At 67.3% G+C, this 17503-nt stretch carries 13 protein-coding genes; 5 read left to right on the top strand and 8 right to left on the bottom strand.

Going from position 1 to position 17503, the window contains the following annotated elements:
* Positions 1–2: 2 nt before the first annotated feature.
* Positions 3–413 carry a transcription antitermination factor NusB gene (gene nusB, locus ACT7DK_RS05195; protein WP_094038579.1) on the bottom strand — a complete coding sequence of 137 codons (411 nt, stop codon included), beginning with the start codon at positions 411–413 and terminating at the stop codon, positions 3–5.
* A 13-nt stretch (positions 414–426) separates the two neighbouring features.
* Positions 427–894 (bottom strand): 6,7-dimethyl-8-ribityllumazine synthase, encoded by a 468-nt coding sequence (gene ribH / locus ACT7DK_RS05190; RefSeq protein ID WP_445396997.1) that lies wholly within the window; start codon positions 892–894, stop codon positions 427–429.
* 380 nt (positions 895–1274) lie between these two features.
* Here ribH and pflB point away from each other — a divergent pair, with 380 nt between their 5' ends.
* The 3 genes from pflB (at position 1275) to ACT7DK_RS05175 (ending at position 5555) form a co-directional block, all read left to right on the top strand.
* Positions 1275–3557, top strand: a complete 2283-nt coding sequence (pflB, locus tag ACT7DK_RS05185; RefSeq protein WP_445396995.1) for a formate C-acetyltransferase — start codon at positions 1275–1277, stop codon at positions 3555–3557.
* A gap of 251 nt (positions 3558–3808) precedes the next feature.
* On the top strand, positions 3809–4552 hold the full coding sequence (gene pflA / locus ACT7DK_RS05180) for a pyruvate formate lyase 1-activating protein (RefSeq protein WP_445396993.1): 744 nt from the start codon (positions 3809–3811) through the stop codon (positions 4550–4552).
* Between the two features lie 121 nt (positions 4553–4673).
* Positions 4674–5555 carry a DMT family transporter gene (locus ACT7DK_RS05175; protein ID WP_445396991.1) on the top strand — a complete coding sequence of 294 codons (882 nt, stop codon included), beginning with the start codon at positions 4674–4676 and terminating at the stop codon, positions 5553–5555.
* Between the two features lie 10 nt (positions 5556–5565).
* Here the strand turns inward: ACT7DK_RS05175 and ACT7DK_RS05170 are convergent, their stop codons facing one another.
* Together ACT7DK_RS05170 and ACT7DK_RS05165 are read right to left on the bottom strand one after the other, a co-directional pair.
* Positions 5566–9027, bottom strand: a complete 3462-nt coding sequence (locus tag ACT7DK_RS05170; protein ID WP_445402277.1) for a hybrid sensor histidine kinase/response regulator — start codon at positions 9025–9027, stop codon at positions 5566–5568.
* Positions 9024–10169 carry a 3-phenylpropionate MFS transporter gene (locus ACT7DK_RS05165; protein WP_445396989.1) on the bottom strand — a complete coding sequence of 382 codons (1146 nt, stop codon included), beginning with the start codon at positions 10167–10169 and terminating at the stop codon, positions 9024–9026. The genes ACT7DK_RS05170 and ACT7DK_RS05165 overlap by 4 nt, the downstream gene beginning before the upstream one ends.
* Before the next feature lie 87 nt (positions 10170–10256).
* Here ACT7DK_RS05165 and ACT7DK_RS05160 point away from each other — a divergent pair, with 87 nt between their 5' ends.
* A complete protein-coding gene (locus ACT7DK_RS05160; RefSeq protein WP_445396987.1) occupies positions 10257–11153 on the top strand; it encodes a ChaN family lipoprotein in 897 nt (298 codons plus the stop codon).
* 31 nt (positions 11154–11184) lie between these two features.
* Here the strand turns inward: ACT7DK_RS05160 and ACT7DK_RS05155 are convergent, their stop codons facing one another.
* The 3 genes from ACT7DK_RS05155 to ACT7DK_RS05145 are packed head-to-tail and all read right to left on the bottom strand — an operon-like array spanning position 11185 to position 15381.
* Entirely contained in the window at positions 11185–13290 is a 2106-nt protein-coding gene (locus ACT7DK_RS05155; RefSeq protein WP_445396985.1) for a putative bifunctional diguanylate cyclase/phosphodiesterase, read from the bottom strand.
* Complete coding sequence (locus ACT7DK_RS05150) at positions 13287–14195, bottom strand: nitrate- and nitrite sensing domain-containing protein (protein ID WP_445396983.1); 909 nt, start codon at positions 14193–14195, stop codon at positions 13287–13289. Before ACT7DK_RS05150 ends, ACT7DK_RS05155 begins: the two co-directional genes overlap by 4 nt.
* Complete coding sequence (locus tag ACT7DK_RS05145) at positions 14188–15381, bottom strand: methyl-accepting chemotaxis protein (RefSeq protein ID WP_445396981.1); 1194 nt, start codon at positions 15379–15381, stop codon at positions 14188–14190. The genes ACT7DK_RS05150 and ACT7DK_RS05145 overlap by 8 nt, the downstream gene beginning before the upstream one ends.
* 376 nt (positions 15382–15757) lie before the next feature.
* Here ACT7DK_RS05145 and ACT7DK_RS05140 point away from each other — a divergent pair, with 376 nt between their 5' ends.
* Positions 15758–16489, top strand: a complete 732-nt coding sequence (locus tag ACT7DK_RS05140) for a glycerophosphoryl diester phosphodiesterase (protein ID WP_445396979.1) — start codon at positions 15758–15760, stop codon at positions 16487–16489.
* A gap of 42 nt (positions 16490–16531) precedes the next feature.
* On the opposite strand, the gene ACT7DK_RS05135 is transcribed toward ACT7DK_RS05140, so the two are convergent.
* Positions 16532–17428 carry a LysR family transcriptional regulator gene (locus tag ACT7DK_RS05135; RefSeq protein ID WP_445396977.1) on the bottom strand — a complete coding sequence of 299 codons (897 nt, stop codon included), beginning with the start codon at positions 17426–17428 and terminating at the stop codon, positions 16532–16534.
* Between the last annotated feature and the right edge of the window lie 75 nt (positions 17429–17503).

Genomic DNA, 17503 nt, shown 5'->3' with positions numbered 1-17503 from the left:
CGTTATTTTTTCAACTGCTTGACGACCTTATCGAGCACGCCGTTCACGAACTTGTGGCTCTCTTCGGCGGCGAAGGCCTTGGCCAGCTCTATGGCTTCGTTGATCACTACCCGATAAGGTACATCCTCACGCCGGGTCAGCTCGTAAGTGGCCAACCGCAGTACCGCCTTGTCCACCATATCGAGATCGGCCAGCGGACGGGACAGGTAGGGGGAAAATACCGCGTCCAGCTCGGCGGCATGCACCGAGACCCCGAACAGCAGATCGCGGAAATAGTCCAGATCCACGCCCTTGGTGTCCTGCTCCAGCAGGAACTGCTGGGCGATATCGGCCACGTTATCCTTGGTCATTTGCCATTGATAGATGGCCTGGGTGGCGAGGCGGCGGGCCTTGCGGCGTTCAGACGGTTTCAATGCAGTACTCCTCTTAGTCCAGCGCTTGCAGGACGTTGATCATTTCCAGTGCGCTGAGGGCCGCTTCCGCGCCCTTGTTGCCCGCCTTGGTGCCAGCGCGCTCGATGGCTTGTTCGATGTTTTCGGTGGTCAGCACGCCGAAGGCGATGGGCACTTCGAATTCCATCATCACGCTGGCCATGCCCTTGCTGTTTTCGTTGGCCACCAGGTCGAAGTGGTAGGTGCCGCCGCGGATGACACAGCCCAGGGCGACGATGGCGTCGTACCGGCCGCTCTTGGCGAGTTTCTTGCACACCAGCGGGATCTCGACCGCGCCGGGTACCCGTACCAGGGTGATGTTGTCGTCCTGTACCTGGCCCTGGCGCTTGAGCACGTCCAGGGCGCCGGCCACCAGGCTGTCGTTGATAAAGCTGTTGAAGCGGGCGACCACGATCGCCACCTTGGCCTCGGGCGCGGCCATCAGCCCTTCGATTACCTTCATGGGAATCCTTGTTTGAACAAAAGTGCGCACATTCTAGCACAACCAGAGATTGACAAAAGCCTGAGTCCGCCCGAGGTCGATGCCGGCGCGGATATGTTATTTATTACCACATCACCTGCACCGAATTACCGCCAAAGCGGTACCGCAAAATTTGGCTTACCAGGCTGTAACAGCTTGGTAAAGCTTGTCATTATTGAAAATGACACTGAGACCCGGTTCGGAGCCAACTGCAGGAATGTAGTAAAATTACAAAAAATCAAAGACCAGGCTTGATCCAGATCAACGGCCACCTATCTCTCCGGCAGTAGTCTGACGCCATCCGGTAATGGCGCCCGCCCCTTCATCAGCGGGATGCCGGCACCCGTTCAGCGGAGGTTTTTATGGCACAGGTCAACAACAATTTCGAGCACGCCTGGCGCGGCTTCGGTGGCGAAAACTGGCGACAGGAAGTCAATGTGCGCGACTTCATCCAGGCCAACTACAGCCCCTACGAGGGCGGCGACGGCTTCCTGGCCGGTCCCACCCCGGCCACCCTGGCCCTGTGGGAGCGGGTGATGAGCGGCATCGCCGAGGAAAACCGCACCCATGCCCCGCTCGACTTCGACACCGACAATCCGTCCACCATCACCTCCCACGCCCCCGGCTATATCGACCGGGCGCTGGAGCAGGTGGTCGGCCTGCAGACCGAGGCGCCGCTAAAGCGCGCCATCCTGCCTTATGGCGGCGTGCGCATGGTCGAGGCCTCCTGCCAGGCCTATGGCCGCGAGCTGGACCCGCGGGTGAGCAAGGTGTTTTCCGACTATCGCAAGACCCACAACCAGGCGGTATTCGACCTCTACACCCAGGACATCCTCAACTGCCGCAAGTCCGGGGTGCTCACCGGCCTGCCCGACGCCTATGGCCGCGGCCGCATCATCGGCGACTACCGCCGCTGCGCCCTGTACGGGGTGGACTTCCTGATCCGGGATAAGAAAGCCCAGCTCGCCTCCACCCAGGCGGACCTCGAAGCCGGCATCGATCTCTCCCGCACCCTGCAGCTGCGCGAGGAGCTGGCCGAGCAGGCTCGTGCCCTGGCCGATCTCAAGACCATGGCCGCCGGCTACGGCTTCGACCTGGGCCGCCCCGCCGCCAGTGCCAAGGAAGCGGTGCAATGGCTCTACTTCGCCTATCTGGCCGCCATCAAATCCCAGAACGGCGCCGCCATGTCGCTGGGCCGCACTTCCACCTTCCTCGATATCTATGTCGAGCGGGATCTGCGTGAAGGCAGCCTCACCGAGGCCCAGGCCCAGGAGCTGGTGGATCACTTCATCATGAAGCTGCGCATGGTGCGCTTCCTGCGTACCCCCGAGTACGACGAGCTGTTCTCCGGCGACCCCATCTGGGCCACCGAGTCCCTGGCCGGCATGGGCCTGGACGGCCGCCCCCTGGTCACCAAGACCAGCTTTCGCTACCTGCACAGCCTGTACAACATGGGCCCCAGCCCGGAGCCGAACCTGACCGTGCTCTGGTCCGAGCAACTGCCGCGGGCGTTCAAGGACTATGTAGCCAAGGTCTCTATCGACACCTCCGCCATCCAGTACGAGAACGACGATCTGATGCGCGCGGACTTCGACTCCGATGACTACGCCATCGCCTGCTGCGTGTCGCCCATGGTGGTGGGCAAGCAGATGCAGTTCTTCGGTGCCCGCGCCAACCTGGCCAAGACCCTGCTCTACGCCATCAACGGCGGCGTGGACGAGAAGCTGAAAATCCAGGTCGGCCCCAGGGCCGAGCCGCTCAAGGGCGAGGTGCTGGACTATGAGCAGGTGATGAGCCGCCTCGACAGCCTGATGGACTGGCTGGCCACCCAGTACGTGACCGCCCTCAACGTGATCCACTACAGCCACGACAAGTATGCCTACGAGGCCATCCAGATGGCGTTCCACGACAAGGAGGTGGTGCGCACCATGGCCTGCGGTATCGCCGGGCTGTCGGTGACCGCCGACTCCCTGAGCGCCATCAAGTACGCCAGGGTGAAACCGGTGCGCGACGAGTCCGGACTGGCGGTGGACTTCGAGATAGAGGGCGACTTCCCCAAATTCGGCAACAACGACGACCGGGTGGACGACATCGCCTGCGATCTGGTGCGCCGTTTCATGGACAAGATCAAGGCCCATCCCTGCTACCGGGATGCCATTCCGACCCAGTCGGTGCTGACCATCACCTCCAACGTGGTGTACGGCAAAAAAACCGGCAACACCCCGGACGGCCGCCGCGCCGGCGAGCCCTTCGGCCCCGGTGCCAACCCCATGCACGGCCGGGATGAAAAAGGCGCCCTGGCGTCGCTGACCTCGGTGGCCAAGCTGCCCTTCAGCCACGCCAAGGACGGCATCTCCTACACCTTCTCCATAGTGCCGAAGGCGCTGGGCAAGGATGAAGGGGGCCGGCAGCGCAACCTGGCGGCGCTGATGGACGGTTACTTCCATCACCAGGCCGGACGCGAGGGCGGCCAGCACCTCAACGTCAACGTGATGAACCGGGAGATGCTGCTCGACGCCATCGAGCATCCGGACAAGTACCCCCAGCTGACCATCAGGGTGTCGGGCTACGCGGTGCGCTTCAACGCCCTTACCCCCGAGCAGCAACGGGATGTGATCACCCGGACCTTTACCGAGTCGATGTAGAGGGCTGGAAGCCGGACTTTGCGTCACAAGTCCGGCTGTCTGATGTGACGCAGAGAAGAGGCAACAGGGCCACCTCCGCCGACACGCTGTGAATACATCCCTGTACGCTCGCACCTGCCATCCCTGGCAGGTGACGGTCGGCGGAGGCCATCCCTGTTGCCTCTTTCCAGCCCCGACGCCGTCTGAGGGTAATGCCAGCAGGCGGCTCTGCCCACCGCATCTATCCTTGTTATTTGTCTTGGGGAGGAACCATGGCCATTAGCGGACGAATCCATTCCACCGAAAGCTGCGCCACCGTCGACGGTCCCGGCATCCGCTTCCTGGTGTTCATGCAGGGCTGCCTGATGCGCTGCCTGTACTGCCACAACCGGGACAGCTGGGACACCGACGCCGGCCGCGAGGTGACGGTGGCCGAGCTGATGCCGGAGCTGCTCAGCTACCGGCCCTTTATGCGGGCGTCCGGCGGCGGCATCACCGTGTCCGGCGGCGAACCTCTGCTGCAGCTGCCCTTCGTCACCGAGCTGTTCGAGGCCTGTAAGGCCGAGGGCCTGCACACCTGCCTGGACACCAACGGCTTCGTGCACCATCACGACGCCGCCCTCGACCGGCTGCTCGACAGCACCGATCTGGTGCTGCTCGATCTCAAGCATGTCCGCGACGAACAGCATATCCCGCTGACCCAGGTCAGCAACCGCTTCGCCCTGGCGCTGGCCCGTTACCTGGCCGAACGGGGCCAGGCCATGTGGATCCGCCATGTGGTGGTGCCGGGCTGGAGCGACGACGAGGCCGATATCGACGCCCTGGGCCGCTTTATCGCCGGCCTGGGCCCGGCGGTGGAAAAGGTGGAGCTGCTGCCCTACCACAACCTGGGCAGCCACAAATGGGCCAGCTTCGGCCAGGCCTATCCGCTGGAAGGGCTCAGGCCGCCGAGCACCGACAAGATGGCGGCATTGAAAGCCATCATGGAACGCCATCACCCAACCGTCTCCATCTGACAACCCGGTGTGTGCAAATGCTCACGAATAACATAGAGTAGACGACTCAGTTACCATCGAAACCGTCGATGGCCATCACCACCGCCCCGCCGGGCGGGCTGTCTCTATCGGGGTGTCGAGTATGTTGCCGGAACGGCGAGGCGATCTGTTCATTCTCACGGCCACCCTGCTGGCCTCCGCCGGTTGGCTGTTCTCCAAGGAAGCCCTCAACGGCCTGCCGCCCGCCGGCTTTGTCGGCTGGCGCTTCCTGCTCGCCGCCCTGCTGCTGCTGCCCTTCTGCTGGCGGCAACTGCTGGCCATTCCCGCCGCCAACCTGCTCAAGGCCGGCGCCGTCGGCACCATCATGGGCATGAACCTGCTGTTCTGGATACTGGCGGTGTCCCACAGCGAGGGCATCGGCGAGGGGGCCTTCATCATGAGCCTGTCGATGCTGATGGTGCCGCTGGTGGCCTGGCTGCTGTTCAAGGAGCGGCCCAACCGCGCCTTCTGGACCGCTCTGCCCATCGCCGTCTCGGGCCTGTTCCTGCTCACCATGGGCAGCGGCCTCAGCCTGTCCCCCGGCCAGTTGCTGTTCCTGCTGGCATCGCTGTCGATGGCGCTCTATTTCAACCTCAACAGCCGCTTCGCCCGCCGCATTCCGCCGGTGGCCCTGACCTTTCTGCACCTGGCGGTGACCGGGGTGATGAACCTGCTCTACTCTGCGCTGCTCGAGCAGTGGCCGGAGCGGATACCGTCCCAGACCTGGGGCTGGTTCGCCGCCAGCGTACTGCTGGCCACCTCGCTGCGCTTCGCCTGCCAGACCATGGGCCAGAAATTCAGCAACGTGGCCAACGCCGCCATCATCATGATGCTGGAGCCGGTGTGGACGGTGCTGATCAGCGTGTTCTGGTATCACGAACCCATGCCGCCGCAGAAGGTCGCCGGCTGTGTGCTGATCCTGCTGGCGTTGCTCAGTTACCGCAGCCGCAACCTGCTGGCCTGGTATCGCACCCGCTGGAAATAGGCCACCGCCCTCATGCCAGATGCTGCAGCAAGGCCCTCAGCTTGAGCGGCTTGACCGGCTTGCTCAGGTAACTCAGCTGCAACCGGTGCAGTTGGGCCTGCAGCTCCGGCTGGCGGTCGGCGCTGATCACCACCGCCGGTATCCGCCCGAACTCCAGCCGCAGCATGTTGATCAGCGCGACCCCGGTTTCTCCCTCGTCCAGGTGGTAATCGGACAGTATCACCTGGGGCCTGAAGCCGTCGCGGCAATGGGCTCGGGCCTCCTGGCCGTTGCCGGCCAGGCGCACCTCGCAGCCCCAGCGTCCCAGCAGGCTGGCCATGGCGGTGAGGATGTCCGCCTCGTTGTCGATGCACAGCACCTTGAGGCCCGCCAGCTGGCCGCTTGCCGCCGGCGGGGCGGGCTCCGCCTCCGCCGGCTCGGCGCCGGACTCGGCCCGTGGCACCGTCACGCTGAACACCGAGCCCTTGCCCTCCCAGGAACGCACCATCAGCCGGTGCCCCAGTATGGCCGCCAGCCCCTGGGCGATGGCCAGGCCCAGCCCCAACCCCTGCTGGTGGTGGCGCTGGCCATGCTCCAGGCGCAGGAATTCGTCGAAGATCACCTCCAGCTTGTCGGCGGGAATGCCGGGGCCGTTGTCCCACACCTCGATGCGCAGGCCCTCGCTGCAGTGGCGCAGCCCGAGCAGGATGCGTCCGCCCGGGTTGTAGCGCAGGGCGTTGGTGAGGAAGTTCTGCAGTATGCGGCGCAACAGCCGGGGATCGCTATGCACCCGCAGCCGGCTGGGCACCAATTCAAAGCGACCGCCGTCCTGCTCCGCCAGGGCCCCGAATTCGGCCTTGAGGGTGTCGAACAGGCTGTTCAGGGCAAAATCCTTGGGCCGGGCGGTGAGCTTGCCCGACTCCAGCCGTGACATGTCGAGCAGGTCGCCGATCAGCTCTTCGGCGGCACCGAGGGAGCGGTCGATATGGCCGGCCAGCCGCCGGCTTTCCTCGTCGCCGGAGGTTTCCAGCCAGGAGGAGGTGAACAGCTTGGCGGCATTGAGCGGCTGCATCAGGTCATGGCTCACCGCCGCCAGGAATCGGCCCTTGGAGGCATTGGCCCGTTCCGCCTGGTGGGTGGCCGCCAGCAGTTGCTGGTTGACCGCCGACAGCTCCCGGGTCCGTTCGGCCACCCGGGCTTCCAGGACCACGTTGGCTTCTTTCAGCACCTGCTCCGCCTGGCGGAAGGTGGTGATGTCGTTGAAGGTCATCACGAAGCCCCCGCCGGGCATGGGGTTGCCCTGCATCTCGATCACCCGGCCGTCGGGACGGGTCCGGGCCGAGATATGGGCGGTGCCGGCACGCATGTGGGCCAGCCGCCGGCTCACCTGCTCGTCCACCTCGCCGGGGCCGCACAGGCCCTTTTCGGCGTTGTAGCGGATGATGTCGGCGATGGGCCGCCCCACCCGGATCAGGCCCGGCGGGTAGTTGAACAGCTCCAGGTAGCGCCGGTTCCAGGCCACCAGGTTCAGCTCCTTGTCCACCACCGAAATGCCCATGCCGATATGCTCGATGGCGCCCTGCAGCAGGCCCCGGTTGAAGCGGAACACATCCCCCGCCTCGTCCACGATGGCAGCCAGCTCCTCCAGCTCCATGGAGCGCCCCTGCAGCGCCGAGGACAGCACCAGCCGCGCCGAGGAGGCACCGAACACCCCGGCCAGCACCCGCTCGGTGTGGCGGATCAGGCTGGCCGGCGCCTGCATGCTGCCATCCAGGGTACCCTGCTCGCCGGCATAGCGGGCAAAGGCCCGCTTGACCCGGGATTCCCCCACGAAACGGGATGCCAGTTGCTCCAGGTCCCGCACCGTCACCTTGGCCCGGTAAACGTCGCCGTCGTCCTTGTGCTGGCGGCCGACGAAGGCCGCCGCCTGGAAACGCTCGCTCACCGGGGGCAGCGACAGCCAGGAGCCCAGCAGGTAGCCGGCCAGGTTGCACAACAGGCTGAGCAGTATGCCCCAGGTGGCGGGGCTCATCTCGCCCACCGCGCCCCAGGCCGGTGGCGTCAGCAGCCACAGCAGCACGTTGGTGTCGGCGTCGCCGGCGAAGAGCCCGGTTTCCGCCATCAGGTTGAGCAGCCACATCAGCATGCCCAGGCTCAGGCCCCAGTAGGCGCCGCGCCGGTTGCCGCCGCGCCACAGCAATCCCAGCACCAGGGCCGGGGCGAACTGGGCGATGGCGGCGAAGCTCAGGTAGCCGATGCGCGACAGGCTGTGGATCTCCCCCAGCCAGAGGAACACCAGCCAGGCGGTGACCATGATGACGATGATGGCGGTACGGCGCACGTTGAGCAGCAGCTGGGCCACGTCCTCGAACCCCGCCCCCTGCAGCTGGCGCCGGCGCAGTATCATGGGCAGCACCAGATCGTTGCTCACCATGATCGCCAGGGCGATGGTGGAGATGATCATCATGCCGGTGGCGGCCGACGCGCCGCCGATAAAGGCCAGCACCGCCAGGCCCGGATAGTCCAGCGCCAGCGGCAGGCTGATCACGTAGGTGTCCGGCGAGGTGTCCGCCGACAGCCACTGCTGGCCGGCCAGGGCCAGGGGCAGCACGAAAAGCCCGAACAGGAACAGGTAGAGGGGGAAGATGCGCCGGGCCCAGCGCAGGTCCGCCGGATCGTGGTGCTCCACCACCGTCACGTGGAACTGGCGCGGCAGGCAGATGATGGCGCTCATCGACAGCAGGGTGTAGACCCCCATGTCGAGCAGATTGGCGCCGCTCACCTCGGTCAGGCCGCCGATGAAATCCTCGGTGATCATGGTGCGCGCCTGGTTGGGGAAGGCCAGGATCAGCCAGAGCGCGAAGCCCCCCACCAGGATAAAGGCCACCAGCTTGACCACCGACTCCAGGGCGATGGCCACCATGACCCCGCGCTGGTGCTCGGTGGCGTCGATATGGCGGGTGCCGAACAGCAGGATGAAGACGGTGAACAACAGGGCCACCATGAAGGCCACTTCGCCGGCATCGCGGCCGTCCCCGCCGACCACGTCCGGCGCCACCAGGTTGAGCCCCATGACGATGGCCTTGAGCTGGAGGGCGATATAGGGCAGCACCCCGACGATGGCGATCAGGGTGACATAGACCGCCAGCCGCTGGGACTTGCCGTAGCGGGCGGCGATAAAGTCGGCGATGGAGGTGATATGCTCGCGCTTGGCCACCTCGATCAGCCGGGCGATGAAGGGCCCGGCCAGGGTGAACACCAGTATGGGGCCCAGGTAGATGGGGAAGTAGGACCAGGGATCGGTGCTGGCCTGGCCCACGGTGCCGAAGAAGCTCCAGGAGGTGCAATAGACCGCCAGCGACAGGCTGTACAGCAGCGGCCGCAGGCGGCGGGCCCGGGCTCCCAGGCGCACCTTGTCGCCCAGCCAGGCGCAGAGGAACAGCAGCGCCAGGTAGGCCAGGGCGATGTTGATGACGGTCCAGCCCTGCATCAGGCCTCCTGGGGGCGGGCGGTCAGGGGGCTGCGCAGCAGCCAGGCCACCGGCAGCACCGCCGCCGCCATCAGCCAGAAGATCTGGCCGCCGAGCAGCGGATAGAGCTGGCCGGACAGCACCAGCAGCAGCGCCACCGCCATGCCCATGGGCAGGGCGGCGTAGAGCGCCTGAGCACCGATCACCGCCTGGCCGTCCAGGTCGCGGCTGATATAGCGGATGGCGCCCAGGTGGCTCAGGCAGAAGCTGCCCGCGTGCAGGATCTGGGCCGCCACCAGCCAGGCCAGTTCGGTGGTGGCGCCGAGCAGCCCCCAGCGCAGCAGGGCACAGCCGGCCCCGGCCAGCAGCAGGTGGCGGGCCTCGAAGCGTTCGAACCAGCGCCGGTTCATGGCGAACACCGCGATTTCCGCCAGCACCCCCAGCCCCCACAAATAGCCGATCACCGCGGTGCTATAGCCTTCCCGCTGCCAGTAGAGGGCGCTGAAGCCGTAGTAGAAGGCATGGCTGCCCTGCAGCAGGGCGGTGACCAGCAGGAAGCGCGGCATGCCCGGCCGGCGCCATACCTGCCACAGGCTGTCGCCCCGGCGCTCCTGGTGCAGCTCCCTGGGCGCCGGCCGCATCGGCAGCAGGCTGGCCAGCCACATCAGCGCCAGGGACAGCACCATGGTGTGCAATACCCACTGGGGCCCAAGCCCCCCGCTCAGGTAGCCCACCACCAGGTTGGCGGCGATAAAGGCCGCCGAGCCCCACAGCCGGGCCTTGCCGTAATCCAGCCGCACCTGCACGATGAGGCGGCTGGCGATGGCCTCGGAGACCGGCATCAGCGCCGGATAGATGAGGTTGACCAGCAGCATCAGCAGCAGCAATCCCAGGCTGGACTGCCAGCCGTAGAAGGCGGCGAAGGCCAGCAGGCTCAACAGGCACAGCCAGCGGGCCGCCGGCAGCAAGTGGTCCGCCGCCCGTACCCGGCTCATCACCGCCAGGTTGCCGACACAGCGCGCCGCCATGCCGAGCCCCAGCAGCAGGCCGATAAAGCCGGCCTCGGCGCCCACGTGGCTGAGCCACAACGCCCAGAAGGGCAGGAAGATGCCGTAGCCGAAGTAGTAGAGGGCAAAAAACAGTGATAGCCAGAGAGCGGGCGCCATGTCGATACAGGGTTATAGAACAATGCGACCTATGATAATAACTTTACGGCGAAATTGCTGTTATCCATTGTGCTGAAGGTGACTCCCATGCGCATGCTCACACTGTTGCTTACCCTGCTGCTCGGCGGCTGCCAGGTCGAGGCCCGCTCGCCCGCCGTCCCGCTCGACTACCAGTTGCACGGCCCCGAGGGCCGCCCCCGGTCGCTGGAGCAGGCCGCCGGGCAACTGGCGGGGGCGGACGTGATCATGGTGGGCGAACTGCACGGCCACCAGGCCATCCACCGCTTCCAGGCCGATCTGCTGGCCCGGCTGCTGACCCAGCCCCGGCCCCTGACCCTGGCCATGGAGCAGTTCAGTCGGGATCGCCAGCCGGTGCTGGACGACTACCTGGCCGGCCGGCTGGGGGAAGACGCCTTTATCGAGCAGGCCAACGCCTGGCCCGGCTACCGCAGCCACTACCGGCCGCTGGTGGAGCTGGCCCGGCGCAAGGGCATCGAGGTGCTGGCGGCCAACGCCCCCCGCCATATAGTGCGCTGCATCGGCCGGGAAGGTCCCGCCTACCTGGACCGGTTGCCCGCCAGCCACCGGGCCTGGGTGGCCGAGCGACTGACCCTGACCGACGACGGCTACAAGGCGCGCTTCATGGCTTCCCGCCACCACGGCCAGGCCCCCACCGAGTTCCAGTTCGCCGCCCAGACCAGCTGGGACGACACCATGGCGGAGAGCATCGCCAACTACCTGCAGGCCCACCCGGGCTACCGGGTGATGCTGACCGTGGGCCGTTTCCACATCGGCGACGGCCAGGGCACGGCCCAGCGCCTGCTGCAGCGGATGCCGGGGCTCAAGCTGGCGCTGCTCTACCCGGTCGTCCCCGGCGAGAGCGCACCGCCGCCGCCGCTGTGGCGGCTGGCGGTGGACACCCCGCCCGCCCTGCCGGCGGGCGGCCCGCCACTCGCCCTTCCCCAGGACGAGCCCGACTGCTGAGCCGGTCGCGCCGACGGCGGCGGCCACCGATTCAGGCCAGGGCCCGCCGGGGCGACCGGTAAACGCTGTCCGGGAAGCGGGCCAGCCAGGCGTGGGTCTGCTCGGCGGGCAAGGGCCGGGCGAACAGGTAGCCCTGGAACTCGTCGCAGCCGGCCTGGCGCAGGAAGTCCCACTGGGCCCGGGTTTCCACCCCCTCCGCCACCACCGTCAGTCCCAGCTCCCGGCCCAGCGAAGTAATGGCTCGCACCAGTATGGCGTCGCTGGCGTCGGGCCGGCAGTTGCCGACGAAGGACTTGTCCACCTTGAGGATGTCGAGGGGAAAACGGCGCAGGTAGGCGAGCGAGGAATAGCCGGTGCCGAAGTCGTCCACCGCCAGCCGCACCCCCAGCGCCTTCAGCGCCTGCAACTGCTCCACCGCCTTCATGTTCTTCTCCATCAATATGCCCTCGGTCAGCTCCAGCTCCAGCCGGTGGGGTGCCAGGCCGCTCGTCGCCAGCGCCCGCTCCACCCGGCGGCACAGCCCGCCGGAATGGAACAGGCGGGGCGACAGGTTGACCGCCACCGCCAGCTCCCGGGGCCAGGCGCAGGCCAGCCGGCAGGCCCGGGCCAGCACGAACTCGGTGATGGGCTCGATCTGGCCGGTGTCCTCGGCGATGGGAATGAACACCGCCGGCGAGACGGCACCGAACTCGGGGCTGTGCCAGCGCACCAGGGCCTCGAACGACAGCGGCCGCCCTTCCCGGTCCACCTTGGGCTGGAAATGCACGTCGATCTCGCCCCGCTCCAGCGCGCGCCGCAGCGCCGCCTCCAGCCGTAACCGCTCCACCGCCGCCGCATTGAGCTGGCGGTTGTAGAAACACAGGCCCGAGCGGCCGCGGGACTTGGCGGAGTACATGGCCGCGTCCGCGTGCTGCAGCAGGGTCTCCAGGCTGTCGCCGTCCACCGCCAGCAGGGCCACGCCGATGCTGCAGGTCACCAGCAGCTCGTGGCCGTCCAGCTGCAGGGGCGCGGACACCACGGCCAGCACCCGCTCCAGCGCCTGGCGCAGGCCCGCCGGCTCGCCCCGGTGCCGGAGCAGCAGCACGAACTCGTCGCCGCCGTAGCGGGCCACCGTATCCTGAGGGGCCAGGGCGGACTCGAGCCGCCGGGCGATGTCGATCAGCAGCCGGTCGCCAACGGCATGGCCCAGGCTGTCGTTGATCACCTTGAAATTGTCCAGATCCACGAAGGCCAGCGCCACCTGCCCGCCCTGCCCGGCAAGCCAGGTCCGGCTCTGGGCCAGGCGATCCGCCAGCAGGTGGCGGTTGGGCAGGCCGGTGAGCAGATCGTAGTTGGCCTGGTATTCCAGCCGCTGCTGGTAGCGCTTGCGCTCGGTGATGTCCTCGACCGTGCCCTGGTAGTAGAGCAGTTCGCCGTCCAGATCGTGCACCGCGTGAGCGGTTTCGGCGATCCACAGGGTGGAGCCGTCCTGGCGGTAGACCTCGGATTCGAAATCGCTGACGAAGCCCCGCTCGCGGATCTGCCGCTTGAACTCGTCGCGCCGGCCGGGGCTGACGTAGAGCCGGTTGCCGATGTCCTGCAAGCCGGCCATCAGGGCGGCGGTCGAGGCGTAACCGTACATCTCCGCCAGGGCCTGGTTGGCGGCCAGGTAGTGGCCGTCCGGCGTGCTCTGGAACATGCCGATCACCGAGTTGTCGAACAGGCCCTGGTAGCGGGCCTCGGCCTGGGCCAGGCGGTGGCGCAGCGCCACCTGCTCGTCCAGATCGCTCAGCATGCCTTCGAGCAGGTCGCCGGGCAGGGCGCGGCCGCTGTCCCTCACCCATTTGATGCGGCCGTCGCGGCAGCGCAGCCGGTATTCCAGCCGATAGTAGCCCTGCTCCGCCAGCGCCCGGGCCAGGACGCGCCGCACCCGCGGCCAGTCTTCCGCCATCACCAGCCGCCGGTGCAGGCCGTCCCGCCGCCCTTGCAGCCAGGCCGCCCGGTGGCCGCACAACGCCACGCTGCCGGTGCTGACGAAGTCGGCGGGCCGGTCCAGCCCGGCGCGATAGGCCAGGCCGTCCAGCCGATTGAGCAGGGTGATGCCGGCCGCCGCCTCGTTGCCGGCCACGGGGATGAAACCGGGCGCCGCTCTCGTCATAGGGCGCCCGCGGCCGCCGGGGCCAGCCCCGGTTCCCGTCGCCCGAGGGCGCCGTCCAGCCGCAGCCGTTCCTGCTCCAGCCAGCGGAACACCGCGTCCACCGCCGCCGTGCCCAGGCTGAAACAGTCGGCGGCGGACAGGCCGGCGGCATCCGCCGCCAGCAGCCGGCCGCGCAAGGCAGAGACGAAGTCGTGCACCGCCTGCCGGGCCGCGTCCACCTCTGTCCCCCGGTCGCCGGCGGCCTGGGCCAGCAGCGACTCGGCCCGCCCGGTGAGAAACAACAGCCGCACCCGGGCCACCGGCGGACAGTAGCGCCGGGCCGCCACCGAGCTGCCCAGGGCCCGGGCCTGGCCCAGACACTCCGCCAGGGCGGGCAGGCGATGGCCGAAGTTGCGCTCGCTGTTGCCCTCGCCGGGCAGCACCCCGGGCTGCTCGATGCGGGCCTCGGCCACCGCCGCCAGCCACTCCAGCAGCACCGACACCAGCCGGCAGTGGGCCTGGAAATTCTGCTCCGGGGTACTGGCCGCCAGCCCCTGTACCAGGCCCTGCCATTGCCGCTGCAGCGCCGCCACCTGGTCCCGGCTGAAGCAGCAGTAACGCTCCCGCTGCTCCCGCTCGCCGTGGGCCAGCAGCGCCTGGAAGTGACGGTTCACCGCCTGCTGTTTGGCCGGCAACCGGCCGGCGAAGCCCTGATCGCCGGCCAGCCAGGCACCGCTCATGCCCCTGTGCTGCTGCACCTCGGCCACCAGCGCCACCAGATCACCGGCACAATGCAGCCCTTCCCGGGCCCGCTGCGGCAGCCGCCAGTCCTGCCGCCTCTGCCTGCGCCAGCCCCACCACAGGCCGCCCAGCAGGGCGGTCGCCAATACCCCGATGATCATGCTGTTCATTTCGGCCTCACTCATAACGGTAGCTCGCCACCCGCTCCTTGAGCCGGGCGACCAGTTGTTCCAGATAACGGGCCAGCTCGCTGCTTTCGGTCACCCGCCGGGCGTTGCCGTCGGCCAGCTCCGCCACCTTCTGGTTGTCGATGGCAATCTGCTCCCCCGCCACGCTCTGGCCGGCGTTGGCCTCGGCGATCTCCTGCATGCGGCTGAGCGACGACAGCGCCGCCCGTTCGATGGAGGCGAGCGCCTCCGCCGCCTCCGCCGCCTGGCGGGCGCTCTGCTTCGACTTGTCGTCGGCCGCCTGCACCACCTGGGTCAGGTAGCCGGCCTTGTGCTGGACGTCGCCGATCAGGGCGTTGATGTCGCTGGTGGCGCTGGTGGTACGTTCCGCCAGCTGGCGCACCTCGTCGGCCACCACCGCGAAACCGCGCCCGGCCTCCCCGGCCCGGGCCGCTTCGATGGCGGCGTTGAGCGCCAGCAGGTTGGTGCGCGCCGCTATCTCGGCGATGATGGTGGCGATGGAGCCGATCTTGCGCGAGCCGTCGGCCAGGGCGGCGGCGGCACCGGCGGCCTCGCTCACGTCCCGGGCCAGGCCGTGCATCGACTGATCCACGGCGCTCACCAGGCCGGCGCCCTGGCGCGCCTCGGCCACCGCCATGTCCGCGGCCCGGGCCGCCTCGGCGGCGCCGTCCCGGGTGCCGGCCAGGCTGGTGATCAGCTCCTCCAGGGTGGCGGCGGCCGACACCGTGGTGTCGCGCTGGGCGCGCACCCCTTCCTCACCGGCGGCGGCATTGAGCGTCGCCTCCGCCGCCACGCTGTGCAGCTCGTCCGCCGCCCGGCCCAGCTCGAGCAGCACGCCGGAAAAACCCCGTATGGCACCGTTCAGCTGTTCCGCCACCGGGGTAAAGTCGTTTTCGCGGGACGTCGGCAGCCGCGCCGTCAGTCGCCCGTCCCCCAGCTCGGCGGCGAAGCCGGCCAGATCCTGCAAGCTCCGGCGATAGCGGCGCCACAGCAGCAGGGCCGCGGCCAGGCCCGCCAGCGCCAGCAGCGCCGCCAGGGCGGTCGTGGTGGCCGACGGCAGCGCCCAGTACAGCACCAGGCCCAGGGCCGGCCCGCCCCAGGCCGCCACCAGCCAGCGCGCCAGCGTGCCTGGCCGCCCCTGGCTCCGTGCCCCTGCTACGGGACGCTCCAGCAACTTGTCCATGTCTTCTCCTTAGCCCCGGGCAGCCGCTCGCCGCTAATCCCATGGGGGTAACACCATAGAGTTAACCGGGTTAAGCAATAATTGCGCCAGTTCCCGCCAGAGGGGGAGAGCGGGCGGATCGGGGAAAGGCTGGTGGAGGCGGCTTCCCGGGTCGGTGCCGAATGCCTCCCCAAGGTGCAGGGCCGCGGCCCCTCGCCCCGGATGAGTGCAATACAAGGCCGGCACCGGCTTCCCCAGGCTCCGGCCGGGCCCGACAAGACACCGGCCTGACGTCCTCGGGATAAACCGGACGCCGTCCTGGCTGGCGGCCCTGTCACAAATCTGTCATGGTGGCGTTCTACCCTCGGCCAAGGACCCATTTTAGAAGGACATTGCGATGATCTTGTGCGGACACAGAGGCGTGGCCAGCCTGGCCCCGGAAAACACCCTGGCCGGCCTGCGAAAAGCCGCCGAGCTGGGCCTCTCCTGGGTGGAAATAGACGTACAGCTGACCAAGGATCAGAAAGTGGTGGTGATCCACGACGAAAAGGTCAACCGCTGCAGCGACGGCAAGGGCAAGCTGCGCAAGTACGACTGGGACGAGCTGCGCAAACTCGATGCGGGCAGCTGGTTCGATCCGGCCTTCGAACAGGAGCGCATCCCCCGGCTCAAGGACTACCTGGGCCTGGCCCGGGAGCTCGGCATCAGGGTCAACATCGAGCTCAAGGTGTACGACAAGGACGACGCCGGCCGGCTGTGCCGCCGGCTCAGCAAGCTGATTGACAAGCACGGGTTCGACAAGGGCAGCCTGCTGTTCTCCAGCTTCGATCCCGACTGCCTGCGCTACCTGCAGGTGCTGCAGCCGGAGGTGCCCCGCGGCCTGCTGGTGGAGCATATCCCCGACGACTGGCAGCAGCAGCTGGAACAGCTCGAGTGCGCCGCCCTGCACTGCAACTACCGCTACCTGACCCGGGAGCAGGCCGAACTGGTCAAGGCCGCCGGCTACCGGCTGCACTGCTACACCGCCAACAACCCGGACAAGGTGAGGGACTTTCCCGCCTGGGGCGTGGACATGCTGTTCACCGACAAGCCCCAGGACTACCTGGACGCGGGCTGGCCCGCCGGCTGAGCCCGGGCACGGGGCGGCGGCCCTGGCCGCCCCCCTCCGGTTTCAGGGCGTCGACCATTTCTCCAGCAGGATATTGATAAAGAGATCCGCCGCCGGGGTGATGCTGGTATGAGTCCGCCTGACCACCCCGATCACCCGTTTGATCGGGGCCCCCCGCAACGGCCGGCAGGTCAGCATGGTGCTGTCGTTGCTCGGCATCGCCAGTTGCGGTATCACCGCTATCCCCAGCCCCATTTCCACCAGCCCCAGCGACGTCGACAGGTGCTGCACCTCGTAAAAGCCGTTCAGCCTGACATTGCTTTCCACCAGGGCGCTGTCCAGCAGGGTTCGGTTGCCGCTGTCCTTGCTGACGGTGATGAGCTTGTGGGGCTCCATGTCCGCCCAGCCGATGTCCTGCTGTTGTGCCAGGGGGTGATCCCGCCGGATGCAGACCACGAAGGGATCGTCCAGCAGGTGGGTAAAGCTGACTTCCGGATACTGGGCAATCGCCATGTTGATACCGAAATCCGCGTCCCCGCGGATCACGCACTCCAGCCCTTCATTGGCGCTAACATCGAGGATCTTAATGCGAATACCGGGGTAAAGCTGGTTAAATTCGCGGATCACGCCCGGTAGGAAATAGAAGGCCGCGGTCGGTATGCAGGCGATGGTGACCTTGCCCTTCTGATGGGTGGCCATTTCCTTGATGCCCAGCACCGACAACTCGAAGTCCTCCAGCATGCGGCGCGCCTTGGGCAGGAACTCCCGGCCGGCCGGGGTCAGCCAGGTCTTGCGGGTGGTGCGTTCGAACAAGGGCGTGCCCAGTATCGCCTCCAGCCGCTGCATGCGCCGGCTCAAGGCCGGCTGGGACAGATGCACGAATTCCGCCGCCTCATGAAAGTTGCCGCTCTCGGCCACCCGGATGAAGATCGCCAGGTCCTTGAATTCAATCTGGTGCATAGGCCATTAATGCAAATAACAAATCAATAACCCATTTTCTTTGCATTTGATGCAAATGTCAAAACCGTGACAACC

Source organism: Zobellella sp. An-6, from assembly GCF_052487945.1.
Note: the sequence above shows the minus strand (reverse complement) of the source record. Positions and strands in the feature narration are given on the sequence as shown.

Bases quoted from the DNA above. Each gene is read 5' to 3' on its own strand.
- ribH (WP_445396997.1), bottom strand. From the start codon at position 894: ATGAAGGTAATCGAAGGGCTGATGGCCGCGCCCGAGGCCAAGGTGGCG.
- pflB (WP_445396995.1), top strand. From the start codon at position 1,275: ATGGCACAGGTCAACAACAATTTCGAGCACGCCTGGCGCGGCTTCGGT.
- pflA (WP_445396993.1), top strand. From the start codon at position 3,809: ATGGCCATTAGCGGACGAATCCATTCCACCGAAAGCTGCGCCACCGTC.
- ACT7DK_RS05175 (WP_445396991.1), top strand. From the start codon at position 4,674: ATGTTGCCGGAACGGCGAGGCGATCTGTTCATTCTCACGGCCACCCTG.
- ACT7DK_RS05165 (WP_445396989.1), bottom strand. From the start codon at position 10,169: ATGGCGCCCGCTCTCTGGCTATCACTGTTTTTTGCCCTCTACTACTTC.
- ACT7DK_RS05160 (WP_445396987.1), top strand. From the start codon at position 10,257: ATGCGCATGCTCACACTGTTGCTTACCCTGCTGCTCGGCGGCTGCCAG.
- ACT7DK_RS05155 (WP_445396985.1), bottom strand. From the start codon at position 13,290: ATGACGAGAGCGGCGCCCGGTTTCATCCCCGTGGCCGGCAACGAGGCG.
- ACT7DK_RS05150 (WP_445396983.1), bottom strand. From the start codon at position 14,195: ATGAGTGAGGCCGAAATGAACAGCATGATCATCGGGGTATTGGCGACC.
- ACT7DK_RS05145 (WP_445396981.1), bottom strand. From the start codon at position 15,381: ATGGACAAGTTGCTGGAGCGTCCCGTAGCAGGGGCACGGAGCCAGGGG.
- ACT7DK_RS05140 (WP_445396979.1), top strand. From the start codon at position 15,758: ATGATCTTGTGCGGACACAGAGGCGTGGCCAGCCTGGCCCCGGAAAAC.
- ACT7DK_RS05135 (WP_445396977.1), bottom strand. From the start codon at position 17,428: ATGCACCAGATTGAATTCAAGGACCTGGCGATCTTCATCCGGGTGGCC.